19 protein-coding genes are annotated in these 23,665 nt (G+C 60.5%); 15 read left to right on the forward strand and 4 right to left on the reverse strand.

Features of this window, described 5'->3' with window-relative positions:
• The first annotated feature begins 13 nt into the window (after positions 1-13).
• From ACURWW_RS07420 to ACURWW_RS07485, 14 genes are all read left to right on the forward strand, one after another.
• The gene (locus ACURWW_RS07420; protein WP_445616167.1) at positions 14-1,243 is read left to right on the forward strand and encodes a hypothetical protein; all 1,230 of its coding nucleotides are present in this window, start codon (positions 14-16) and stop codon (positions 1,241-1,243) included.
• Positions 1,204-2,460: a hypothetical protein gene (locus ACURWW_RS07425; protein WP_445616168.1), complete on the forward strand. Its 1,257-nt coding sequence runs from the start codon at positions 1,204-1,206 to the stop codon at positions 2,458-2,460. The genes ACURWW_RS07420 and ACURWW_RS07425 overlap by 40 nt, the downstream gene beginning before the upstream one ends.
• 80 nt (positions 2,461-2,540) lie before the next feature.
• Positions 2,541-4,082 carry a hypothetical protein gene (locus tag ACURWW_RS07430; protein ID WP_445616169.1) on the forward strand — a complete coding sequence of 514 codons (1,542 nt, stop codon included), beginning with the start codon at positions 2,541-2,543 and terminating at the stop codon, positions 4,080-4,082.
• Positions 4,079-6,205, forward strand: coding sequence for a PEGA domain-containing protein (locus tag ACURWW_RS07435; protein ID WP_445616170.1), 2,127 nt, complete (start codon positions 4,079-4,081; stop codon positions 6,203-6,205). Before ACURWW_RS07430 ends, ACURWW_RS07435 begins: the two co-directional genes overlap by 4 nt.
• Positions 6,206-6,286: 81 nt before the next feature.
• Positions 6,287-6,553, forward strand: a complete 267-nt coding sequence (locus tag ACURWW_RS07440; protein ID WP_445616171.1) for a hypothetical protein — start codon at positions 6,287-6,289, stop codon at positions 6,551-6,553.
• Between the two features lie 121 nt (positions 6,554-6,674).
• Positions 6,675-7,490 (forward strand): MotA/TolQ/ExbB proton channel family protein, encoded by an 816-nt coding sequence (locus ACURWW_RS07445; RefSeq protein WP_445616172.1) that lies wholly within the window; start codon positions 6,675-6,677, stop codon positions 7,488-7,490.
• 44 nt (positions 7,491-7,534) lie between these two features.
• Positions 7,535-8,881, forward strand: coding sequence for a hypothetical protein (locus ACURWW_RS07450; protein WP_445616173.1), 1,347 nt, complete (start codon positions 7,535-7,537; stop codon positions 8,879-8,881).
• Positions 8,868-9,950: a VWA domain-containing protein gene (locus ACURWW_RS07455; RefSeq protein ID WP_445616174.1), complete on the forward strand. Its 1,083-nt coding sequence runs from the start codon at positions 8,868-8,870 to the stop codon at positions 9,948-9,950. Before ACURWW_RS07450 ends, ACURWW_RS07455 begins: the two co-directional genes overlap by 14 nt.
• A complete protein-coding gene (locus ACURWW_RS07460) occupies positions 9,947-10,963 on the forward strand; it encodes a VWA domain-containing protein (protein WP_445616175.1) in 1,017 nt (338 codons plus the stop codon). Before ACURWW_RS07455 ends, ACURWW_RS07460 begins: the two co-directional genes overlap by 4 nt.
• Before the next feature lie 38 nt (positions 10,964-11,001).
• Positions 11,002-11,619 (forward strand): hypothetical protein, encoded by a 618-nt coding sequence (locus tag ACURWW_RS07465; protein WP_445616176.1) that lies wholly within the window; start codon positions 11,002-11,004, stop codon positions 11,617-11,619.
• A 29-nt stretch (positions 11,620-11,648) separates the two neighbouring features.
• Positions 11,649-12,356 (forward strand): hypothetical protein, encoded by a 708-nt coding sequence (locus ACURWW_RS07470; protein ID WP_445616177.1) that lies wholly within the window; start codon positions 11,649-11,651, stop codon positions 12,354-12,356.
• 34 nt (positions 12,357-12,390) lie between these two features.
• Positions 12,391-13,884, forward strand: a complete 1,494-nt coding sequence (locus tag ACURWW_RS07475) for a M48 family metalloprotease (RefSeq protein WP_458618460.1) — start codon at positions 12,391-12,393, stop codon at positions 13,882-13,884.
• A gap of 151 nt (positions 13,885-14,035) precedes the next feature.
• Positions 14,036-15,691 (forward strand): long-chain-fatty-acid--CoA ligase, encoded by a 1,656-nt coding sequence (locus ACURWW_RS07480; protein WP_445616179.1) that lies wholly within the window; start codon positions 14,036-14,038, stop codon positions 15,689-15,691.
• Positions 15,688-16,452, forward strand: a complete 765-nt coding sequence (locus ACURWW_RS07485) for a class II aldolase/adducin family protein (protein ID WP_445616180.1) — start codon at positions 15,688-15,690, stop codon at positions 16,450-16,452. Before ACURWW_RS07480 ends, ACURWW_RS07485 begins: the two co-directional genes overlap by 4 nt.
• Before the next feature lie 109 nt (positions 16,453-16,561).
• Here ACURWW_RS07485 and ilvC read toward each other — a convergent pair whose 3' ends face one another.
• Genes ilvC through ACURWW_RS07500 form a run of 3 tightly spaced genes read right to left on the reverse strand, consistent with a single transcriptional unit; the run spans position 16,562 to position 19,857 of the window.
• Positions 16,562-17,587, reverse strand: a complete 1,026-nt coding sequence (gene ilvC / locus ACURWW_RS07490) for a ketol-acid reductoisomerase (protein WP_445616181.1) — start codon at positions 17,585-17,587, stop codon at positions 16,562-16,564.
• A 45-nt stretch (positions 17,588-17,632) separates the two neighbouring features.
• A complete protein-coding gene (gene ilvN, locus ACURWW_RS07495; RefSeq protein WP_445616182.1) occupies positions 17,633-18,124 on the reverse strand; it encodes an acetolactate synthase small subunit in 492 nt (163 codons plus the stop codon).
• On the reverse strand, positions 18,124-19,857 hold the full coding sequence (locus ACURWW_RS07500; protein WP_445616183.1) for an acetolactate synthase 3 large subunit: 1,734 nt from the start codon (positions 19,855-19,857) through the stop codon (positions 18,124-18,126). Before ACURWW_RS07500 ends, ilvN begins: the two co-directional genes overlap by 1 nt.
• Positions 19,858-20,338: 481 nt before the next feature.
• Here ACURWW_RS07500 and ACURWW_RS07505 point away from each other — a divergent pair, with 481 nt between their 5' ends.
• Positions 20,339-20,767, forward strand: coding sequence for a DUF4124 domain-containing protein (locus tag ACURWW_RS07505; protein WP_445616184.1), 429 nt, complete (start codon positions 20,339-20,341; stop codon positions 20,765-20,767).
• Positions 20,768-20,931: 164 nt separating this feature from the next.
• Here ACURWW_RS07505 and clpB read toward each other — a convergent pair whose 3' ends face one another.
• A complete protein-coding gene (gene clpB, locus ACURWW_RS07510; protein ID WP_445616185.1) occupies positions 20,932-23,529 on the reverse strand; it encodes an ATP-dependent chaperone ClpB in 2,598 nt (865 codons plus the stop codon).
• Positions 23,530-23,665: the final 136 nt, after the last annotated feature.

A 23,665-nucleotide genomic window follows, 5' to 3' on the forward strand; every position in this document is an offset into this window, starting at 1 on the left:
AATAGGTGCACCCATGATCAGCCTGAGAGTCACCACGGTAGTCACGGCCTTTCTTTTGACGGGCTCATTGCTGAGCGCGTGCAAGACCAACTCCCCGCGGCCGCAACCGCCGCAGCAACAGACATCCATGCCCTCGCCCTCTTCTCCGAGCGCCTCCAGTTCGTCCAGTTCGAGCCAATCCAGCTCGAGCCAATCCAGCTCGAGCCAATCCAGTTCCAGCAGCTCCAGTTCGTCCCGCTCGCAAAGCTCTTCATCCATGCCGTCGCCCGGCGCGTCCAGCCCCGGCGCCAGTGCACCGTCTGGTACGCCACAACAAACGGCGACGCAGAGCGGTACCGCCGGTTCCCGCTCCCAGGCTTCGCTTCCCCAGGGGCAGAGCGGTTCTCAGGGGGGCAGCCAATCTCAAGGGACGCAATCTGCCGGCACTCAATCGCCCGCAGCCGCGGGAGAGTACGCGAGCCAGCAAGGCGCTCAACCCGGAGCGCAAGGCGATCCAGCCGGTGACCAGGGCGGTACCGAGTATGCCCGGGACGCCCAGCCGGGATCGCCAGGCGAGGCCAGCGCTGATCAAGGGGTCGCGGACACGGCTCAAGCGGGGCCGCAGTCGCCCACCGATGAGATCGACTTTTCCGAGGAAACCGCCACCGGCAGCTCTGCGCGCGCCGACGGTCAAAACCAGAGCCAGCCGGGCCAGACCGCTTCTGCCGGTGGGGCGCCCGGCGGCAACCCACAAACGGGAGAACCCGGCCAGCCAGGCGGCGCTTCCGCCAGCAGCTACGAAGAACGGGTGGCGATCCTCGACAGGCAACTTGAGGGCTCCATGGGGGATTACGATGGCATGATTCTCCGTGAGCGCCGCAAAGTGCTGACCGACGGGAGCGAACAGGGCAGCGAAGAACAGGTGGAAGATTTCGATCGCAGCGTGGCTTATTACGAAGAAGGCGATCTGGGTGATGAGGACGGAAGCCAGGGCGGAGCTCCAATGCCGCCCGGCGGCTCGACAGGCTCCGGCGGCGAGGAACAAACGGTTGCCCAGGCGGGTGGCCATCCCAACGGATCTGACGCAGGTGGCCCGGGGCGGGCCAACGACGCGGCCTATGCGCCCCCCTCCGACATTCCCAGTGGCGATGATGATGACGTTGTCGCCCGCCAGATCCGGGAAGCGGCCATGCACGAGGACGATCCCGAATTACGAGAGAAATTATGGGACGAGTATCGCAAGTACAAAGAGCAGACGCGCTGACCCGGACTCCCTACCAGCGGCTGTGGCTTTGTATTTTCTGTCTGCTGGTGAGTCTGCTGGGCGCGTGTTCCAGCCAGATCGTCAAGACTGCCAACCACGTTGCGGTGGATCGAGAAACCGACGCCTTGCCGGAGAATCAGCTTCTGGACGTAGGGGTGCAGGTCTTCGGCACCGGACTGGACCTGGTGCCCGATGACGATGACCTGCTGATTTTTCCCGAAGTGCGCAAAGCCGAATCCCGCTTCATGCCCCATCAGTTGATGGAGGCCCTGCAGAGCAGCGCCGCCTGGGGGGCTGTGCGGGTGGTTCCGGAAGCGCACGACGCCGTGGATGTTCTCGTACAAGGAGACATCATCCAATCCGATGGAGAGATGCTGCTTCTGCGGGTCAAGGTGACCGATGCGAGCGGTCGGCTATGGTTCGAGAAAATCTACGAGGGTCTGGCAAGCAAGTATGCCTACGAACGCCGCCTGGGCAGTGCGGCGTTGAAAGCCGACCCCTTCCAAGGCGTTTACAATCAGATCGCCAACGACATGCGGGAGTACCGGGAGCAACTGAACGGCCAGCAGCTTGTTGATATCCGCACCATCTCCGAGCTGCGCTTCGCCCGGGATTTCGCGCCCGATGCATTCGGCGGCCACCTCCGTGAGAACGATGAAGGGCGATATGAAATAACGCGATTGCCCGCCGCGAACGACCCCATGCTGGCCCGTATCCGCCGGATTCGGGAACGGGACTATCTGTTTGTGGATACCATGCAGCAGTATTACGGAAATTTTGTTCGGGAAATGGACCGGCCTTATCAGGAGTGGCGCAAACAAACCTATTCCGAGGTCATGGCCATGCGGGAGCTGCGCCGCACTGCGCGCAACCGCACCATCGCCGGCGTGGCGGCCATTCTCGGGGGGATCGCCGCTGCGGGAAGCAGCGGGTCTTCCGCCGCCGCTGGCCACGTTGGTTTGATCGGTGGTGGCTATCTGGTTAAAAGTGGTTTTGATAAGGGCTCGCAGGCGAAGATCCACGTCGAGGCCCTGCAGGAGCTTGGCGACTCTCTCGAAGCCGAGATCCAACCCCGCGTGATTGAACTGGAGGACCGCTCCATTACTTTGTCCGGCACAGTAGAAAACCAGTACGATCAGTGGCGGGAAATACTAAAAGAAATTTACCGGGCCGACACGGGTGGTGCGCTGCCCGCACCCTCCGGGGTTCAGGAATAAACTCCTGCCCGGGCGCTGCGCTATGCTGGCGCTGCGCCCGCAACAAGAAAGACCCTCATCAGACTGATATTTGACGAGCCATGGCAGACAAGCACCAAAAACTTCCTGACGACGACGCGATTGCGCCGTTTGAAGTGACCCTGAACGCGCAGCCACAGGCGGGCCAGTCCCGTTCCGGTCCGGGCGCGGTATGGCGCGACTATCGGTGGGCGATCATCGGGCTGGGACTGTCTGCGCTTGCCCTGGTGGCGGTCGTCTTCTTTCTGCCCGGTGTGGTTACGCCTGTGGAACGCCCCCAGGTCAGTCGCCAGACAGCGGAGCAACCCTCCGCCCAGGAGCAGGTGCGCGGACCCAGCGAATCCCCGTGGCGGGACGCACAGTTGGCCAAGGCGCGGCGGGAAGCACAGGACATACTGCAAAAGCTGCTTGAAAAGCAGGAGGCCCTGGAGGAAATCGGCGTCGGCCACTGGGCGGCGGAGGACTATGCCCGGGCCACGGAACTGGCCGAGACAGGCGACCAGCGCTACCAGGAGCGAGCCTTCGAAGAGGCGCAGTCCCTTTACCAGAACAGCCTCGCGCAATTCGAGCAGTTGCTGGAACGCAGCGAGGAGGTCTATCGGTCTGCCCTCGCCAGCGGTGAGCAAGCCATCGAAGCCGGTGATGCTTCCCGGGCTCAGGAGCAATTCCAGTTGGCCGCCCACATCAAGCCGGATGCCGGAGCCGTCACCGAAGGGTTGCAACGGGCGCGGGTGCTGGAGGACGTACTGGCGCGGCTCAATGCGGGCGAAAAACTGCAACGCAAAGGAGAGTTGGAAGCCGCCCGGCAGGAGTTCCTGGCGGCGTTGAAGCTCGATGACCAAAGCGCTCCGGCCCGGAAGGCCTTGCAGGACCTCGAACAGGCCCTTGCGGATCGCGACTTCGGCCGCCACATGTCCACCGGCTTTGCGGCCATGAGCAATAGCGAATACCCCGCGGCAATTGCCGCCTTCGAACAGGCCTTGGAACTTCGGCCCGGCGCCGAAGATGCCAGGGCCGCCCTGACCCAGGCCCGCAACGAAAGTACACAGACCCGGCTGCAGGCCCTGTTGCAGAAAGCCCGGTCCCATGAGGCGGCGGAGCAGTGGCAGTCCGCCGTGGAGCAATATGAAGCAGCACTGAAGCTGGACAAGAACCTGGTGGAAGCCCGGGTCGGCAAGATCAGGGCGGGCACACGGGCGGATGTTGATCGCAGGCTGGAGGCCATCCTGGCCAAGCCGGAGCGCCTCAACACCCCCAGCGTTCACGACGAATATCAGGCTTTCTACCAGGAGGGGCTGCAGATTCGCGATTCCGGCCCACGCCTTAATCAGCAACTGGAGCAGTTGGCCGAGGCGCTGCAACTCGCCCGGCAGCCGGTCACCGTACAATTCCAATCGGACAATGCCACCCAGGTCACCATCTACCGGGTGGGCCAGCTGGGCAGCTTTGTACAGACCGAACTGACCCTGAAGCCGGGAACCTATACCGCGGTTGGCACGCGGGAAGGGTACCGGGATGTCCGACAGGAGTTCACCGTTTCAGCCGCCCAGCCCATTCCCGGTCCCATCACCATCCAATGTGAGGAGAAAATCAGCCAGGGATGAGCAGCGTCGAGCAAGCACAGCAGGATGCGCGGCGCGAAGGAAACGCCAGCGGTACACCAGGCCAGGAGGACCTGCCTGCGCACGGCGAGGTGATTCAGCCCGCCGATTTCACTCCCCTGCACGGCCCGCTCAAACGGCGGCGTGCGCCCGTTCGCCCCATCCATCTGGTGCTCGGCGTCAGCTTGCTGGTGCTGGCGCTGGTGGCCGGTTTTCTCTTCAGCGCCCGCTCTGTTTTTATCCAGGTGGAGCCGGAACACGCCCGGGTAGACCTTGATGGCGGGCTGCACTTCTCAGTGGGTGAAGGTTATCTGCTCCTTGGCGGCGATTACCGTTTAAGCCTCACAGCCGAGGGCTATCACCCGGTACAAACCTCCATTCACGTGGAAGACGAGCAGAACCAGACTTTCCGCTTTGCGCTGGAGAAGCGTCCCGGGCATCTGACAGTAAAAGCTCCCGTGGACGAACCCGGCGAGGTGTGGATTGACGGCAAACAAAGGGGCAGCCTCAACCAGGTGATCAGTGACCTCCCCGCCGGTGCGCACCAGTTGCAAATCGTCACGGAACGCTACAAACCGTTTTCCCGCTCGATCCAGATTACGGGCCTCGATCAGCACCAGGATCTGCAAGTGGAACTGGAACCCGCCTGGGCGAATGTGGAGCTTCGCAGCGAGCCCGAAGGCGCCGAGGTGACAGTGGACGGACAGGTGATCGGCGAGACGCCCCTGACGGCGGAGTTGCTGGAGGGTGAACGAAGCGTCGCCATGAAGCTGCCGGGCCATAAGGCATGGGACGAAATTCTGGAAGTGGAGGCCGGCGAGACCCTGGCCCTACCATCTGTTGCACTGGAGCCCGCCGACGGGCTGGTGATGGTGGAGTCCAGCCCGGCTCAGGCAAGCATCACCGTCAACGGCGACTATTACGGGCTGACTCCCCGGGAGGTGTCCCTGGCGCCCGGCAAGAGCTACGAGATCACCCTGTTCAAAGAGGGCTACGAGCCCGCCCAGAGTCAATTGCAGGTGGAATCCGGACGCGAGCAAAGCGTGGAACTGCAACTGACTCCCAAACTGGGGCAGGTCCGGGTGACCGCCTCCCCTGAGGACGCCCTGCTCTACGTCGACGATCGATTGATGGGACGGGCGAACCAGACCCTGGAACTTCCGGCACGGCAGACCCGCATCGCGGTCAAAAAGGACGGCTACGCGGATTATCAGACCACGGTGCAGCCCCGCCCCAACTTCGATCAGTCCCTGGAGGTGAAACTGCTGACTGCAGAGGAAGCCAAGTGGGAACACATACCCGAAACCATTACCACCGAAGCCGGGCAGAACCTCAAGCTGTTCCGTCCGCAAGCCACCTTCACCATGGGCAGTTCCCGGCGTGAACAGGGTCGCCGCGCCAACGAGGCCATGCGCGATGTGGCGCTCAGCCGCCCGTTTTATCTGGGGACTCACGAAGTCACCAACCGTGAGTACCGGCAATTCGATCCGGAACATTCGTCCGGCCATGCCAAGGGGGAAAGCCTGGATGGCGAAGATTATCCGGTGGTACGGATCAACTGGCAGCAGGCGGCACTTTACTGCAACTGGCTGTCGGAGCAGGAAGGGTTGCCCGCTTTTTACCGGGTGGAGAATGGCACGGTGACCGGCTTCAATCCCGAGGCCACCGGCTACCGGCTGGCCACCGAGGCGGAATGGGCCTGGGCCGCGCGCTACAGGAACGGCGAGATGCTGAAGTTTCCCTGGGGTCCGCAGTTGCCGCCCACGGAAAAAAGCGTGAATATCGCGGATCGCAATGCCGCACCCCTGGTAGGCTACGTCCAGCCGGCTTATGACGACGGTTATGCGGCCACGGCCCCGGTGGGAAGTTTTGCCGCCAACCCCAGGGGGCTTTACGATCTGGCGGGAAATGTGTCCGAGTGGGTGAACGATTTCTATGAGATCGCCGTCAGTCTTTCCACCAAGGCGGAGCAGGACCCATTGGGGCCCACCGAGGGCTCCTACCACGTGATTCGCGGCTCCAGCTGGGCTCACGGAGGCGTAACGGAACTGCGGTTGTCGTTCCGGGACTACGGCGATCAAGGTCGCAGCGATCTCGGATTCCGGATCGCGCGCTTTGTAGAGTAAGGGTTTGAACGGGTGCTCGAAAGCCATGCAATGGCCGGGTTTTCGAAGGCGGAATACTTGATTCACTGACACGGGTTGCCAATGAGCAGACTGATGATTCGCAGTGCAGTGGTTGCCGGGTTACTGTTTCTCTCCCCTGGGGCACTGGCCCAGCAAGAGGAAGAGTCGGCCCCTGTGACGGAGGAAAGCCGCCAACAAAAGGCGGAAGAGCCGGCAGAGCAGGACCAGGAAACCTCCGCCGAGGATAAAGAGGCCGAAGTCACTGAGCCGCGGCGTGGCTCCGACCGCTTTGTTCCTTCGGAGGAAATCTCTGAGGACCTGTCCGTGTCGTTTCCGGTCGACATTTAAGGGCCGCTTTGCCGGATGTCAGTGGCATCCAGGATGTGGAACCCATGAGACAGCCTGGAGATATGTGCCGCATGAAAATCTTCGTGCGGTGGTCAATTAAAAGAACACGGGGCAGTGAGCGATGAAGAAAACCACCCACATCGAATTTCTGTATCAGCTCTTCGCGCTGATACTGTCCTTCATCATCGTGCACACGATCTACGTGGCCATGATCCGGCCCAATGCCGATGCAATCCTGCAGGAACAACTCGATCGCCAGGAAGCCGGCGAGGATTATGTGGTCCAGCGCTCCTGGTACGTCGTGATGAAAGACTACGAACAGGAGGCCTGCTTCGTTCTCATGTTCTGGGCCATGGCCATCATGGGCTACAAAGCCAAGCGCGCGCTGGATGAACGGCAGATGTTCCAGCGACCGCTGCTGAACGTGGCGGAGGGCACCAGCATCCTGCCCGAGGATGCGCGGGAGATGTCCCGGCCCATTCAGGCACTGCCGGATTCGCAGCAGAACCTGCTTGTGCCCCGCGCTCTTCTGACGGCCTTGCAGCGTTTCGGGTCCACCCACAACATTGCGGATGTCTCCCACTCCGTAAAGGAAGTCTGCGAGACGGAATCCGACCGGCTGGACAGCGAGCTGGCCATGGTTCGTTACATCGCCTGGGCCATCCCTTCCATTGGCTTCATCGGGACCGTGCGCGGCATCGGCGAGGCACTGGGGCAGGCCCATCGCGCGGTGGAGGGGGACATTGCCGGGGTGACCGTTAGCCTGGGTGTGGCTTTCAACTCCACCTTTATCGCTCTGGTAATCAGTATCGTCATCATGTTCTTTTCCCATCAGTTGCAATTGCTGCAGGAAAAAACGGTGCTGGATACCCAGAACTTTCTCGACAACAAACTGATTCGCCACCTGCGGGTACGCGAACAGGCGCAGGTCGCCTGACGTCTGTCGACTCCGCCAGCCTGGCCACCGAGGGTTGAACAGCAATGACCGTTGGCATTATTGAACTGAACGACGCCGGGGTCCGGGTCGCCGGGGGCGACCGCGGGACGGAGTTTACGGAAAGCCCGGGCATGGCCGTCATCAATCGCAAGGGCCTGTTGCTGGGCGACGCAGCCATGCGTCAGTCCCGACTCCAGCCGCTACAGACCAACAGCCTGTTCTGGCACCGCCTGAGCGCCGAACCTCTGCCGATTCAAAGCAATCAGCATCGCCATCACGCGGATCTGGCCTTCAGTCACCTGCTCGCTCTGCATCAGGATATTCCCGAGTGCCAGGAAGTGGTTTTTGCCCTGCCGGGCAGTTTCAGCCGGACGCAAATGTCCCTTCTGCTCGGCATTGCCGGTCAATGTCCCTTCAAGGCTGTTGGGCTGATTGACAGCGCAGTTGCCGCCAGCGCTCTCCACGCCACGGCCGGGCGTGTGCTGCACGTGGACCTTCAGCTGCATCAATGTGTTTTCACCCTGCTGCAGCGCGACGGTGACCTGCGCCGGCAGCAAGTGGAGGTGTTGCCCAACGCGGGCCTGCTGAGCCTGCGCGAGCGTTGGGCAAAGGTGGTGGCAGATCAGTTCATCGATCAGTCCCGCTTCGATCCGCTCCACAGTGCGGAGACGGAACAGGCACTGTATGATCAGCTGCCCACCTGGATGCGCCACTACGGAAAATCCGGCGAGCAGTTCCTGGAAGTGGGTGGCAAGAACATCAAGCTCGCGCGGGAAACTTTCATTCGCGCAGTGGAACCTCTCTACAGGCAGATTGCCGAGCGGGCCGGCGACCTGCACGGCTCCGGGACTCAAGTGCTGCTGAGTGATCGCCTGGACGCGCTGCCAGGGCTGACGGATATTTTTCGCCAGACCCTCAACTCTCCTGCCGAAGCCCTTCCGGGCACGGCCGTGTTCGCGGGCATCGAAGAGAACCAGGAACTGATCAGGGGTGAACCGGGCCAGCTTAGTTTTGTGCAGGCGCTGCCCGCCAGGGCGAAAGCCTCCGCCCCTGCGCCTGCCGAGAACTCGGCCCCGGAGCGCCACGCCACCCATTTGCTGCTCGGCGACCGAGCGTATCCGGTCGACGAAGAACCTCTGTACTTGGACCTGCGACGACAGGTTGTGAGCAGCCACGGCGACATCCAGGCTCAGTTCAGCCTTCGCCGCCAGGGTGAGGGCATCGCCCTCCTCCCCCTCAACGGCAGCACGATCACGGTAAATGGGGCGACGGACAGGGAATGGCTCGCGCGGGACAACGCCGTGCTCGGCTGCGGCGACTCCCTGGAGATTGAAGGCGCACGGCATCCCTTGCTGCTCATCGAGGTGCTGGAAGGCCATGGCTCGGCGTAGGCATCGTTTTTCCACCTTCAGTCTTTCCTTCCTCGACATCATGTCCTGCGGCTTCGGTGCGGTCGCACTGATTTTTCTCATCATCAAACACGACGCCAACACCCAGGTGGAGGTGGAAAACCAGGAGTTGCTGGCCGAAGTCAGCATGCTGGAAGAAGATGTTCGCGACGGCCGCGACCAACTGGTGAAGGCGCGCAACACAGTGTCGCAACTGGATCAGGAGTTGGCGGAGGCCCAGGGACTGGCCCGCCGAATCAACGAAAACCTGCGCGCCGCCCGCGAGCGGATTGCCGAGTTGGACGACAATGCGGACGACCAGCAGATCAAGGACCTGGAAGCACAGCTCGCAGCAGCGAGGCAGCGGCGGGAGGAGCTGGAGGAGCAGCGGGTTCAGCAGGGAAACGACGTCCGCCGGTTTGTGGGTGAAGGAGAACGCCAGTACCTGACGGGGCTGAAATTGGGCGGAGCCCGCATACTGATTCTGGTGGACGCGTCGAGCAGCATGCTGGACGATTCCCTGGTCAACATTATCCGGCGGCGCAACATGTCCGATGAGGTCAAGCGCCTGTCGCCCAAATGGCTGCGGACGGTGGAAACCGTGCAGTGGCTGACCGCGCAACTACCGAAGCAGAGTAGTTTTCAGCTCTATACCTTCAACACCGAGTACAGCTCCACCAAGGCCGACAGCGAAGGAACCTGGCTCAGCATCGGTGACGGCGCCGTGCTGGAAGAGGCCGTTCTCAATCTGCAGAAGGTCGTGCCACGGGGAGGTACCAGCCTGGAGAATGTGCTGTACGGCATGCGCGAGTTCGACCTGCCTCCGGACAATATCTATCTGATCACCGACGGCCTGCCAACCCAGGGCCGCGAACGACCCCGGCGGGGCACGGTGACCGGGAGCGAGCGGGAAAAGCTCTTTGCCCGCGCGGTGGAGCAGATTCCCTACGGCGTTCCTGTCAACGTCATTTTGCTGCCCATGGAAGGCGATCCGATGGCCGCGGCGGCCTATTGGAACCTGGCGCTGAACACCGGCGGCTCCTTCCTCACCCCGTCGGAGGACTGGCCATGAGGCGGGCACGACGAGACAGCGGCGAGTTGAACATCTCGTTTCTGGACGTGATTTGCTGCGGCTTCGGCGCCATCGTGTTGCTGCTGATCATTGCCAAAACCGTGGAGCCCCTGGTCCTGGAATCCACGGCCGTCAACCTGGACGGCAAAGTGGCCGCCCTGCAGGAGGAGCTGTTCGAGATCCGCGGTGAAACGGCAGTCTTTAACCGGGACATGAACGCCAAGCACGAACAGCTCTCCCGGGAACGGGAGCGGATCGCCATCCTTCGCACGGAACTGGCGGAATTGGAGGCCCGGCAGGCCAAGGAAGCGCAAACCACAGCCTCCAGCAGTACCTACCGGGGCGAGTTGGAGCTTGCGCTGCAGTCCCTGACCGAAGAAATGGAGCGCCTGCTGGCAGGCATGACCCGCCAGAACGACCTGATCGGAGGCATACCCGTCGACAGCGAATACGTTATTTTCATCATCGACACCTCGGGCAGCATGTTCGAGAACGCGTGGCCGCGGGTGATGGACGAGATGGTGAACGTGCTGGATATTTATCCCGAGGTAAAAGGGCTTCAGGTGCTCAATGACATGGGCGAATACATGTTCCCGAGCTTTCGGAACAAATGGATTCCCGACACGCCGGGGCGGCGCGACGCCATTTTGCAGAGACTGCGAAACTGGAATGCCTTTAGCAACTCCAGTCCGGTGGAAGGTATTCAGATGGCGGTGCGAACCTTTTATGATCCCGACAAGAAGATCAGCATCTATGTGTTTGGCGACGACTTGATGGCCAATCACTCCATCGGCCAGGTGGCGGACACCATCGACCGCATTAATCGGCGCGGCATGAGCAAGGAGCCGCTGGTGCGTATTCACGGGGTGGGCTTCCCGGTTCTGTTCCAACTGGCGGCGCCTCATCAACAGGAATCCGCCAAACGCTTTGCCGCCCTGATGCGCGAAGTAACCCAGCGCAATGGCGGCACCTTTGTGGGACTGAACGATTACCGGTCGGAGCAACAGCGGTAGCAGCCTCCGCGCCCACCAATTCAGACGAGTGAGGACAGATGACACACAGCACTGCACTACACGGACTTCGCCTCGCCATTCTGAGCGGCTGCCTTCTTCTTGGCGCCTGCACACACACGCTGATTGTGGAAGGCGATTTTCCCTCGCCACTGGTGGGGGAAATGCCGATTACGCTGGGAGTTCACTATCCCGAAGGATTCAGCGACTATCGTTATGTTGAACAGAGTGAAGACCGGGCCAAGTGGATTATTGACATGGGCGAGGCTCAGACGGAAATGTTCAGTGCCGTGTTGCCGGGCATGGTCGATCAAGTGCGCGTTCTCAATGGCATCCCGGCCGGCGAAGCGGGCCGGCCGGGTGTGGATCTGATTATTCAGCCGTCCATGGCCGAATTGCAGTACACCCTGCCCAGTGAGACCAAGGTCAAGGTGTACGAGATCTGGCTCAAATACAACGTGCAGGTGTTCGATCCGCAGGGCACGCTGATTGCGGATTGGATACTGACCGCTTACGGCAAAACGCCCAGCGGCTTCATGCAATCGGATGAAGCCGCACTAAACCAGGCGGTAGTGGTCGCATTGAGGGATGCGGGGGCGAACCTCTCCCTCAACTTCGGCAACATTCCCGAAGTTCGCGCCTGGCTCGCCCAGAGATGAAACGTCAGGGTCGTCCGCAGGAGGGCACAATGAAAGATTCAACGCTCGCATTTAACAACTTCCGGTGGCTGCCTCCCCTGGTCGTCCTGCTGGCGCTCCTTTCCAGCGCATGCACCTCCGTGACCATCGACCATTACTCCAGCGGGCAAGCTGCGCTGGGGGAGGACGAAACCGTGGTAGTCCTCGGGCGCCGGTTCGCCAGTAACTATGACACGGAAGAGGATCTGATCAACTGCGTCGGCAGTACTCTGGGTCGTGGCCGATCCGGGGTTAACGTGATCCCCGAACAGGAGTTTGTGGATCGTCTCTATCCCTGGTTCGAACCACGTACCGCGCCAATGCGGGTCAGCGCCCTGCAAAATCTGGTGAAGCAGGAACAGATCGCCGCCGTCATGAAGGACTACAACATCCGCCATATTATCTGGATTGACGGGAAGACCGAGACCACTGACAGCTCCGGCTCCATCGGGTGTTCCATCGGTGCCGGCGGCGCGGGTTGCTTCGGCTTCGGCACCTGGGATCAGGAATCCACCTACGAAGCCTCCATCTGGGATTACGAGAAGCAAACCTTGCTGGGCAAGGTGAGCACCGATGCCGCGGGCACCTCCTACATGCCTGCGCTTATTGTTCCCATCCCCATCATTGCACGGGTCCAGGCAAGCGCCTGTCGGGGAATGGCGGAACAGTTGCGGGCCTTCTTCACTCCGGAGAGAACAGGGGAAGTCACTCAACAATAAACTGCGCAATGAAATTCGGGAGACTTTGTAGCCCATGAATCCACAGCTGGAACACCGACCTTTAACCCGGCTACTCCTTCCTGCCGTAATGCTTCTTCTCGGCCTGGGCGGGTGCGCCATGAATCCTGCGACGGGTGAGGCGGACTTCGTACTCATGTCTGAATCGCGGGAGATCGAGATCGGCCAGGAGATGCACGAGAAGTTAATGGCCAGCGCGCCGATCTACGAGGATGAGGAGCTCCAGGCCTACCTCGAACAGGTGGGCCAGAAAGTTGCGGAAAACGCCGACCGGCCAGACCTCGACTACACCTTCACAATCATCGACAGCCCGGACATCAATGCTTTCGCCTTGCCCGGGGGCTTCGTCTACGTCAACCGCGGGCTGTTGGGCTACCTGCAATCCGAAGCGCAACTGGCGGCGGTACTCGCCCACGAGATCGGCCACATTACCGCGCGGCACGGTGTGCGTCGCGATACGGCGCAGAAGGGGGCCGGCATCGGGACTGGCATTCTTTCAGTGCTGTCGGTATTAACGACGGGAACCAACGTGGTGGGTGATGTCGCCAACCTGTACGCCAGTGCGGCCGTCATGGGCTACGGCCGGGAGATGGAGCTCGAAGCTGACCGCTTTGGTGCCCAGTACCTGTACAACAGCGGCTATGATCCGCAAGCGATGGTGGAAGTCATTGGCGTGCTCAAAAACCACGAGCGGTTCATGCGCCTGAAAGCTCAGGACCGTGGTGAAAAGCGACAAACCTACCACGGCGTTTTCTCCTCTCACCCGCGCAACGACGAGCGCCTGCGCCAGGTCGTGGGCGAAGCCGGCAAACTGGCCGAGGGCGGCGAATACGCCCGTGAGCAGATTAGATTCCGTCAGAAGACGGAGGGTCTCGTGTTCGGACGCAACTTCAAAGCGCCCGAGCCGCAGGACCAGGACCCGCGCCGTTACGTTCACGCGCGCCTGGGTTTCACCCTGCTCTTCCCCGAAGGCTGGGAAGCACAAAACCAGCGCAGTGCCATCGTCGCCACGCCGGATGACGATGCCGCCCGCCTCACCCTCGAGGTGGACCGGCTGCAGAGCAATATGGCGCCCAGCCAGTACATACGCAGCAAGCTCGGCATCAATCTGCTGACGAAATCCGAACCCTTCAGTCAGTTCGGGCTGATCGGTCACACGGGGCTCAGGCGCCCCGAAGGGGAGGGCCACCCCGAACGGATCGCGGTCCTCTATCAGGGCAACCGTGTGTACATCTTCACCGGCACCGTCAACAAAGCTGACCCGGAGAACGACTACGACGCCCTGTTCCTGGAGAGCATTCGCAGCTTCCAACCCATTCGGGTTGCGCCCGCGAACAACCAGCAGCCCAAGAAGATCCACTATGTCCGTGCCAACGAGAACACCACCTTTGCGGCTTTGGCACGACTCTCGGGAATCAGGCCCTATGCCGAGGAGGAATTACGCCTGCTCAACAATTACTATCCGAGCGGCGAACCCGACCCCGGGGAATGGATAAAAATAGTCAAGTAAGGTCATTGAGGCTGGCAAAAGCCGCACTGAGCCGTTAGTGTATTTGGTCGGCCACCGCCGCTGGGTGGCCCCATTCTCGCGTTCATCTCTGAGAGGCGTACGCCGCAAAAGCGCCCTAATAAATAACAATTATGTAGTTCTGGAGATTCCCATGATTAATAGCACAATGATGAATGTCCCCCTGGTCCTGACCTCGGTGATGAATTTCGCGGAGAAAGTCTACGGGTCGTCCGAAATCGTCTCCATCACAGCAGATAACCCCCGCCATCGCTATACATACCGGGACGCTTTCCGGCGCGTGCGTCAGCTCGGCAATGTATTCCGAACCCTCGGCGTGGAGATTGGCGAATCGATCGGCACCATGGCCTGGAACGATTACCGGCATCTGGAGCTCTACTACGCCACAGGGGCCTCAGGCCTGGTCTGTCACACGGTCAATCCGCGCCTGTTTGCACACCAGTTGGAATTCATCATCAATCACGGGGAAGACAAGTGGCTCTTCCTGGATCCGGCGTTCGTACCCATCATCGAAGGCATTCAGGATCAACTTCCGAATGTGAAAGGCTTCGTCGTACTCACCGATGAGGCGCACATGCCCGAAACAACCCTGCGCAACGTGAAGTGTTACGAAACTCTGCTGGCCGCTGAATCCGACCAGATCACGTGGCCGGAATTGGATGAGAATCATCCCTGCTCCATGTGTTACACCTCCGGTACAACCGGCGACCCGAAAGGTGTGGTGTACAGCCATCGCTCTACGGTGTTGCACGCCTATGCCGCGGCACTCCCCGACACCTTTGGCGTATCCGTGCGGGATGTGGTGCTGCCCATCGTGCCCATGTTCCACGTCAATGGCTGGGGGCTGGTGTACGTGGTCCCCATGACCGGTGGCAAGCTGGTTCTGCCCGGGCCGAAGATGGGCGATGGGGAAGCCATTTGCGAACTGATCAATAGTGAGAAGGTCACCCTGAGCGCCGGCGTTCCCACTGTATGGCTCGCGCTGATCAATTATCTGGAAAGCAAGGGTGCGACGGTGGACAGCCTCCAGCGCATTACGGTTGGCGGCGCCGCCTGCCCGCTGTCCATTATCACCACCATGCGTGAGAAGTTCGGCGTCGAAGTGCGCCATGCCTGGGGCATGACGGAAACGAGTCCGCTGGGAACCTACAACACCCCCAAACCGGGCATGGAGGGTCTGCCGGAGGCCGAAATGGATGCCATTCGCCTGAAGCAGGGCCGCCCGATTTTTGGTGTGGAACTGCGCATTACCGACGAGAACAACCAGGAACTTCCCTGGGACGGCAAGAGTTCCGGTGCAGTCAAGGTTCGCGGCCCCTGGATCACCGGTGGCTACCACAAGTCGGAAAACGCCGCCGTGGATGAGAACGGCTGGTTCGAAACCGGGGACGTGGCCTGCATCGACCCGGAGGGCTACATGCTGATCACCGATCGAACCAAGGATGTGATCAAATCCGGCGGTGAATGGATTTCCTCCATCGAGTTGGAGAACCTGGCAGTGGACCACCCCCAGGTGGCGGAAGCTGCTGTAATCGGCGTACCTCACCCCAAATGGACCGAGCGCCCCCTCCTGCTGGCCGTGTTGAAAGAAGGCGCGTCCCTGAGCACGCAGGAGTTGCTGGACTGGTACGAGGGCAAGGTCGCCAAATGGTGCATTCCTTCGGACTGCGAGTTTGTCGCTTCGCTACCTCATACCGCGACGGGTAAACTCAGCAAGAAGGATTTGCGTGAAGAGTTCAAGGACTACGAATGGTCCGATATCGAGCAAGAACCCAGGGAAACTGTATGACTGCAGAACTTCAATCCATCAGCAACCAGGTGTCGCCGGAAGAGTGGCAGATGCGCGTTGATCTGGCGGCCCTCTATCGGATTGTCGCCATGTATGGTTGGGATGATCTGATTTTTACTCACCTTACCGCCCGGGTACCGGGCGGCGAACATCACTTCCTGATCAACCCTTACGGCTGCCTGTTCGAAGAGATCACCGCATCAAGCCTGGTGAAAATCGATCTGGACGGCAACAAGGTGATGGACTCACCCTACGATATCAATCCGGCGGGGTTCACGATTCATTCGGCTATTCACGAAGCCCGCGAGGACGCCACCTGTGTCATGCACTTGCATACGCGCGCCGGTATCGGGGTATCCGCCCAGAAGAATGGCCTGCTGCCCATTTCGCAACAGGCCTCGGTGGTCATGAACAACCTCTCGTACCACGATTACGAGGGCATCGCGCTGAACCCCGCCGAGAAGGAGCGTCTGGTTGCGGACCTTGGCAGCAAAAAGTTGATGATCCTGCGCAACCACGGCACTCTGGCCCTGGGCCGCAGCGTTGCGGGTACCTTTCTGGCCATGTACACCCTGGAAACGGCCTGCCAGGCGCAAATCGCCGCCCAAGCCGGCGGAGCCGAACTCGTGATGATTCCTCAGGACATCATTGACGGTGCCATGAACACCAGCAAGACCACCACCAAGAACAAGGGCGGCAACCTGGCCTGGCCGGCATTGTTGCGCAAGCTCGATCGGCTGGACCCTTCTTACAAGACCTGACGTCCGGACCTCCCGGGCCGGTCAAGTCGCGGCTCCGTTTTCGAACACTCATCCCCAAAAAAAAAAAGGGCTGCCTCTGGCAGCCCTTTCTCGTCTCGAATCTTCGGCTTCAGGAATTGCCTTCCGTCTTGTCGATGATCTTGTTCGCCTTGATCCAGGGCATCATGGAACGCAGCTTCGCGCCCACTTCTTCAATCTGATGTTCGCTGGAAATGCGACGCTTGGCTTTCAGGGTCGGTGCGCCGGCCTTGTTCTCCAGAACAAAATCCTTCGCGAACTTGCCCTGCTGAATGTCGGTCAGCACGCGCTTCATTTCTTCCTTTGTCTGCTCGGTGATGATGCGGGGCCCGGTCACGTAGTCGCCGTATTCAGCAGTGTTGGAAATAGAGTAGCGCATGTCCGCAATGCCGCCCTGGTACATCAGGTCGACGATCAGCTTCAGCTCATGCAGACATTCGAAATAGGCCATTTCCGGCGCATAGCCCGCTTCCACCAGTGTCTCGAACCCGGCCTGGACCAGCGCGGAAGCACCGCCACACAGTACGGCCTGCTCGCCAAAGAGATCGGTTTCGGTTTCTTCACGGAAGCTGGTTTCGATGATCCCGGAGCGACCGCCGCCGTTGGCGGATGCATAGGACAGAGCCAGGTCTTTCGTTTTGCCGCTGGCGTCCTGATAGATTGCAATCAGCGTTGGAACGCCACCGCCTTCGAGGTAGGTTGAACGCACGGTATGACCGGGGCCCTTCGGCGCAATCATGATGACGTCCACATCCTTCGGCGGCTCGATCAACTGGAAGTGAATATTGAAACCATGGGCAAAGGCGAGCGCCGCGCCGGACTTCAGGTTGGGAGCGACCTGCTCCTGGTAGATGGCCGCCTGGTGCTCATCGGGAGCAAGGATCATGACCACGTCGGCATCTTTGCTGGCACCCTCGATGGTGTCTACCTGCAGACCGGCCTTCTCCGCCTTCTGCCAGTTCGCCGAGCCCTTACGCAGACCGACGACAACGTTGCTAACGCCGGAATCCTTGAGGTTCTGTGCATGGGCGTGGCCCTGGGAACCGTAGCCGATGATGGCAACTTTCTTTCCCTGGATGATGGAAAGGTCGCAATCTTTGTCGTAATAAATTTGCATGGCTCAATCCTGATTAGTGATTGTTGATCGAAATAAAATTGGAACTCAGAGACTCAAAACCTTTTCGCCGCGGGCAATTCCGGACACCCCGGTACGCACCACCTCCAGAATGGCCGCTTCACCGACGGCCTGGACGAAGGCGTCCAGCTTGTCACTGGCACCGGTTACCTGGATGACATAGACGGTACTGGTCACATCGACGATCTGGCCCCGGAAGATATCAACGCAGCGCTTGATCTCGGCGCGCTGGGCTCCGGAGGCTTTCACCTTGATAAGCATCAGCTCTCTCTCGATGTGGGCGCCTTCGGTCAGGTCGACGAGCTTGACCACGTCCAGCAAGCGGTTCAGATGCTTGGTGATCTGTTCGATGATGTGATCGTCGCCGATGGTGGTGAGCGTGAGTCGCGAGAGCGTCTCGTCCTCGGTCGGTGCCACTGTCAGGGATTCGATGTTGTATCCCCTTTGGGAGAACAGGCCAACCACCCGCGACAGGGCGCCGGGCTCGTTTTCCATCAGAACGGAAATGATTCTTCTCATTATGTCCGCTCCGTTTTGCTGAGCCACATGTCGCGCATGGATCCGTTGGGGGCGATCAGCATCGGGTAAACGTGCTCGGCCGCGTCCACGGCAATATCCATGAATACCACTTTGTCTTTCATTGCAAAGCATTCTTCCAGTTTGGATTTCAACTCTTCGCGCTTGGTTACGCGCATGCCCACGTGACCGTACGCTTCCATCAGCTTGACGAAGTCCGGCAGGGAGTCCTCGTAGAGGCTTTCTGAGTAGCGGCTCTGGTACTGCATGTCCTGCCACTGCTTCACCATGCCGAGTGCCTGATTGTTTAGGCAGATGATCTTGACCGGAAGATGGTACTGACTGCAGGTGGACAACTCCTGAATGCACATCTGGATGCTGCCTTCGCCGGTAACACAGGCAACCACCGCGTCCCGGTCCGCAAACTGGGCGCCCATGGCTGCCGGCAGGCCGAACCCCATGGTGCCGAGGCCACCGGAGTTGAGCCATCGACGGGGCTTGTTGAAACGATAGTACTGGGCCGCAAACATCTGATGCTGGCCCACATCGGAGGACACATAGGCGTCCCCTCCGGTAACCTCGTGCAGCGCCTGAATGACTTCCTGCGGTTTGATGCTGCCCTCGGTGGAAAACCGGTTCCTGGTGTAGAGGCCGTGCTTCTCCCGCCACTCGTTGATCTGCTTCCACCAGTCGGCCAAGGCCGTTGCGTCGGGTTTCTCGGCGGAGCCTTCCAGAATCTCGAGCATGTCCTTCAGGACACTGCCGACAGCCCCGACAATCGGAACGTCTGCGGCGACGGTCTTGGAGATGGAAGCCGGATCCACATCCACGTGGATGATCTTGGCGCCCGGGCAGAACTTGTTGGGTGTATTGGTCACACGGTCGTCAAAGCGCGCGCCCACAGCGAGGATGACATCACTGTGATGCATGGCCGTGTTGGCCTCGAAGGTGCCGTGCATGCCCAGCATACCCAGGAACTGCTTGTCCGAACCCGGGAAGCAACCCAGCCCCATCAGCGTGTTGGTCACCGGATAGTTGAGGGTCTTGGCCAGGCGGGTCAGCAACTCGCTGCCATTGCCCTGAACCACACCACCGCCCGCGTAGATGACCGGGCGCTTGGCGGAGAGCAACAACTGTACGGCTTTCTTGATCTGACCACTGTGCCCCTTGTTCGCCGGTGTATAGGAGCGAAGCTTGATCTTCTTCGGATACTCGAACTCGAACTTTGCCTCGGGGTCGGTCATGTCTTTCGGGATATCCACGACCACTGGTCCGGGTCGGCCGGTGGAGGCGATGTAGTAGGCCTTCTTGATGGTCTCCGGAATCTTGCGGGGGTCCGTCACCAGGAAGCTGTGCTTCACGATGGGACGGGAGACGCCGACCATGTCGGTCTCCTGGAAGGCATCTTCGCCGATCTTGTCGCTGGCGACCTGGCCTGAAATCACCACCATGGGAATGGAGTCCATGTAGGCGGTGGCGATACCGGTAATTGCGTTGGTTGCACCGGGGCCGGAGGTGACCAGCACGGTGCCCACTTTTCCTGTGGCGCGCGCGTAACCGTCAGCCGCGTGAGTGGCGGCCTGTTCGTGGCGCACCAGAATATGCTTTACCTTGTCCTGTCGGAAAAGCGCATCGTAGATGTGCAGGGCAGCCCCTCCGGGGTAGCCGAAAACCAGGTCGACTCCTTCTTCCTGGAGTGAGCGAATGAGCATGTCTCCGCCCGACAATAATTCCACGGTATTTCCTCTTGCAGTGAACAATGGACTGAAACAGGACAGCCCACCCATAAAACGGGAGTCAGGCCCGGGCCTGAAAGGGTCATCAACGGATGAATTCGAGTCGTCAGACGAGGCGGTTCGGAAGTCAATACGAACAACAGGGTTATGCGCGGCCTGAGCGGAAGCACCGGTGAGGCGCCTCCTCGCAGGGACGGCTGTTATCCCGGTGCAGGGCGTGGAGTCATGGTCCAGACCCTGCTACACGGCCGACTCGAGCCGAGGTAATCGTCGAGCCTACCAGCCATCCAGCGAACAAAGCATTTTGGCAATTTTGTGTACGATGTCAAGGTATTGGGCTGCTACACTGGAAGAAACCGGGCAATCCGTTCTCTGGCCCTGCCGTCTTTGCGTGAATCGGTTTATAGTGGCAGGCGGGTTCTCAACCCGCGGATCCAGACAGAAGCGCCTGGCGGCAGGCGCGGAAAGAAGGTTATAAAAAATGGCAAAGCTTCTTACAGTGTTCCTGGCCACGGCCCTGATCAGTCTTCCGACCCTGGCGGCAAAGAATTATTACAAGTGGACCGACGAGGATGGAGTGACCCATTACTCAGCGCGCAAACCCCATGACCAGAGTGCGGATGTGGTCAGTGTGGCCACCGGGCGGCCCGCTCCCGCCAGCGACAGCCAGGCACCCTCTCCCGACAAGGCGCGCAATGACGAGCCAGCCGGAAATAACCGGGCCCAGAGCGAGTCCGGGAACCTGAAGGATCCGGAGCGCTGCGAGGCGGCGCGCAACAACCTGGAAGTTCTCCGCAACAATGCCAAAGTGCGCATGAAGGATGAGAACGGCGAAATCCACTACCTTTCCGAGGAAGAAAAAGCCGAGAAAAGCCGCGAATTCCAGCAGGCCGTCGACGAGTCCTGCTAACTGATCAATGGGTGCGCGTAAACAGAGCGCCCAGCAGACAGATAAAAAGCCCCGAGCGCGGCCTGGCCGTCTCGGGGCTTTTAAGTGGTGGATCAGTTGGGGGGAGTCCGTCGTGGATCGAGCCAGCCGGCCTCCGGCTGGCGACCCCCTGATCCTCGGGTCGGTCAGGTGGAAAACGCCACACGCTCTCCCTCGCCGAGACGGACGCGGATGGTATCTCCTGGCGCGAACCGGCCCGCCAGAACCTCCTGGGCCAGCGGGTTCTCGATATATTGCTGAATGGCCCGCTTCAGCGGTCGGGCGCCGTAAACCGGATCAAAGCCCACCGCCACCAGCTTGTCCATGACCGCGTCATCCAGTTCGAGTCCCAGTTCCCGATCCCGCAAACGCTCCTGCAAGAGGCCGAGCTGAATCTCGGCAATTCCGCGTATCTGGGATTCCGCAAGGGGATCGAAGACCACCACTTCATCGATGCGGTTGATGAATTCCGGTCGGAAATGACCACCCACGATCTCCATGACGGCGCTCTTGACCGCCTCCTGGCGGGCACTGTCGGATTCGAATGCGCCCTTGCGGGTGATCTCCTGAATCACATCCGAGCCGAGGTTGGAGGTCATCACCACCACCGTGTTTCGAAAATCCACCGTGCGCCCCTGGCCGTCTGTCAGTCGACCGTCCTCCAGCACCTGGAGGAGAATATTGAAGACGTCCGGGTGCGCCTTTTCCACCTCGTCCAGCAGCAGCACGGAGTAGGGGCGGCGGCGCACCGCTTCGGTCAGATAACCCCCCTCCTCGTAGCCCACATAACCCGGAGGCGCACCGATGAGGCGGGCCACGGAATGCTTCTCCATGAATTCGGACATGTCGATGCGAACCATGGCGTCTTCACTGTCGAACAGGAATTCCGCCAATGCCTTGCAGAGCTCGGTCTTGCCCACTCCAGTCGGCCCGAGAAAGAGAAAGGAGCCGTTCGGCCGACGCGGGTCCGACAATCCCGCGCGGGACCGGCGGACCGCGTTCGCCACCGCGATCACGGCCTGATCCTGGCCGATCACCCGCTGGTGCAAGCCCTCCTCCATGCGCAGAAGTTTCTCCCGTTCACCTTCCAGCATTTTCGAAACGGGAATACCGGTCCACTTGGAGACCACTTCGGCGATCTCCTCGTCGGTGACCCGGTTGCGCAGCAACTGCATGTCCGTTTGCTCCATCTGACTGGCCGCTTCCAGCTGCTTTTCCAGGTCCGGGATGACCCCGTATTGCAACTCGGACATGCGACCCAGATCGCCGGCGCGGCGCGCAGCCTCCATATCGAGCCGGGCCTGCTCCAGGTTCGCCTTCACCTCGTGGGAGCCCTGCAGGGACGCCTTCTCCGCCCGCCAGATTTCTTCAAGATTGGCGTACTCCCGCTCGTTTTTATCGATCTCCGCGTCCAGCTTCTCCAACTGCTTTTTCGCGGTGTCCGATTCGTCCTTCTTCACCGCCTCGCGCTCGATCTTGAGCTGGATGAGACGGCGCTCCAACCGGTCCAGCTCTTCGGGCTTGGAGTCGATCTCCATGCGGATGCGGCTGGCCGCCTCGTCAACCAGGTCGATGGCCTTGTCGGGCAACTGGCGGTCGGTAATGTAACGCTGGGATAGTTTCGCCGCGGCAATGATCGCAGAGTCGGTAATGTCCACCCCGTGATGAACCTCGTACCGCTCCTTCAAGCCGCGCAGAATGGCGATGGTGTCCTCCTCGTTGGGTTCGTCCACCAGCACCTTCTGGAAGCGACGCTCCAGCGCCGCATCCTTCTCAATGTATTTCCGGTATTCATCCAGAGTCGTGGCGCCGACACAATGCAACTCGCCGCGGGCCAGGGCCGGCTTGAGCATGTTGCCCGCATCCATGGCGCCTTCCGCCTTGCCGGCGCCCACCATGGTATGCAGTTCGTCGATGAAGAGGATGATGCGCCCTTCTTCCTTGCCCAGTTCGTTGAGCACGGCCTTGAGGCGCTCCTCGAATTCACCGCGGAACTTGGCTCCGGCCAGCAGCGAACCCAGGTCAAGGGCGAGTAAACGCTTGTTCTTCAAACCCTCCGGCACTTCGCCGTTGACGATGCGCTGGGCCAGGCCTTCCACGATTGCGGTTTTACCGACGCCCGGCTCGCCGATGAGGACGGGGTTGTTCTTTGTGCGGCGCTGCAATACCTGAACGGTGCGGCGAATTTCATCATCGCGCCCGATCACCGGGTCCAGCTTGCCCGATTCGGCGCGGGCGGTGAGGTCGATGGTGTACTTGTCCAGGGCCTGGCGGTTGGACTCTGCGTCCGGACTATCGACGGTTTCGCCGCCGCGGACTTTTTCGATGCTCGCCGCGAGGCGCTGCTGGTCGCCGAGATGGTTCAGCAGCTTGCCCATTCCGTTGTTCTTGTCGGCCATGGCCGCCAGTAGCAGGCTTTCACTGGAAATAAACTTGTCGCCCGCCTGCTGGGCCTGCTTGTCGGCCAGGTTCAGGAGACGGCCCAGCTCCGAGGACATGTGTACATCGCCGGTGGGATTCTGAATCCGCGGCAGGGCCTCGAGTTGCTTGTTCAGCTCGTTGCGCAGGCCATTCACATCGAAGCCGCTTTGGGCGAGCAAGGGGCGCACACTGCCGCCCTGCTGGTCGAGCAGGGCCAGCAGCAAGTGTTGCGATTCAATCTGGCTGTGGTCCCGGCCAACAGCCAGACTTTGAGCGTCGGCCAGGGCCGTTTGCAGTTGGTTGGTCAATCGATCCAGACGCATGGTCTACCTCATCGTTAAGGGCAGATGCGGACGGCCCGCGCACAGACGGAGGCCGTTTCACCTTAATTTACGTATGGATTTGATTGTGGGGGCGGACAGGGTGAATTCAACCGGAGCGGCGGGCAGTGCTGCCATC

It is taken from the genome of Gilvimarinus sp. F26214L (genome assembly GCF_054401055.1).

Excerpts from the sequence above, each read along its gene's own strand:
- ACURWW_RS07475 (WP_458618460.1), top strand. The coding sequence starts at position 12,391 with ATGAATCCACAGCTGGAACACCGACCTTTAACCCGGCTACTCCTTCCT.
- ACURWW_RS07460 (WP_445616175.1), top strand. The coding sequence starts at position 9,947 with ATGAGGCGGGCACGACGAGACAGCGGCGAGTTGAACATCTCGTTTCTG.
- ilvN (WP_445616182.1), bottom strand. The coding sequence starts at position 18,124 with ATGAGAAGAATCATTTCCGTTCTGATGGAAAACGAGCCCGGCGCCCTG.
- ilvC (WP_445616181.1), bottom strand. The coding sequence starts at position 17,587 with ATGCAAATTTATTACGACAAAGATTGCGACCTTTCCATCATCCAGGGA.
- ACURWW_RS07480 (WP_445616179.1), top strand. The coding sequence starts at position 14,036 with ATGATTAATAGCACAATGATGAATGTCCCCCTGGTCCTGACCTCGGTG.
- ACURWW_RS07505 (WP_445616184.1), top strand. The coding sequence starts at position 20,339 with ATGGCAAAGCTTCTTACAGTGTTCCTGGCCACGGCCCTGATCAGTCTT.
- ACURWW_RS07425 (WP_445616168.1), top strand. The coding sequence starts at position 1,204 with ATGGGACGAGTATCGCAAGTACAAAGAGCAGACGCGCTGACCCGGACT.
- ACURWW_RS07450 (WP_445616173.1), top strand. The coding sequence starts at position 7,535 with ATGACCGTTGGCATTATTGAACTGAACGACGCCGGGGTCCGGGTCGCC.
- ACURWW_RS07430 (WP_445616169.1), top strand. The coding sequence starts at position 2,541 with ATGGCAGACAAGCACCAAAAACTTCCTGACGACGACGCGATTGCGCCG.
- ACURWW_RS07435 (WP_445616170.1), top strand. The coding sequence starts at position 4,079 with ATGAGCAGCGTCGAGCAAGCACAGCAGGATGCGCGGCGCGAAGGAAAC.
- ACURWW_RS07465 (WP_445616176.1), top strand. The coding sequence starts at position 11,002 with ATGACACACAGCACTGCACTACACGGACTTCGCCTCGCCATTCTGAGC.
- ACURWW_RS07455 (WP_445616174.1), top strand. The coding sequence starts at position 8,868 with ATGGCTCGGCGTAGGCATCGTTTTTCCACCTTCAGTCTTTCCTTCCTC.
- clpB (WP_445616185.1), bottom strand. The coding sequence starts at position 23,529 with ATGCGTCTGGATCGATTGACCAACCAACTGCAAACGGCCCTGGCCGAC.
- ACURWW_RS07420 (WP_445616167.1), top strand. The coding sequence starts at position 14 with ATGATCAGCCTGAGAGTCACCACGGTAGTCACGGCCTTTCTTTTGACG.
- ACURWW_RS07470 (WP_445616177.1), top strand. The coding sequence starts at position 11,649 with ATGAAAGATTCAACGCTCGCATTTAACAACTTCCGGTGGCTGCCTCCC.
- ACURWW_RS07485 (WP_445616180.1), top strand. The coding sequence starts at position 15,688 with ATGACTGCAGAACTTCAATCCATCAGCAACCAGGTGTCGCCGGAAGAG.
- ACURWW_RS07440 (WP_445616171.1), top strand. The coding sequence starts at position 6,287 with ATGAGCAGACTGATGATTCGCAGTGCAGTGGTTGCCGGGTTACTGTTT.
- ACURWW_RS07445 (WP_445616172.1), top strand. The coding sequence starts at position 6,675 with ATGAAGAAAACCACCCACATCGAATTTCTGTATCAGCTCTTCGCGCTG.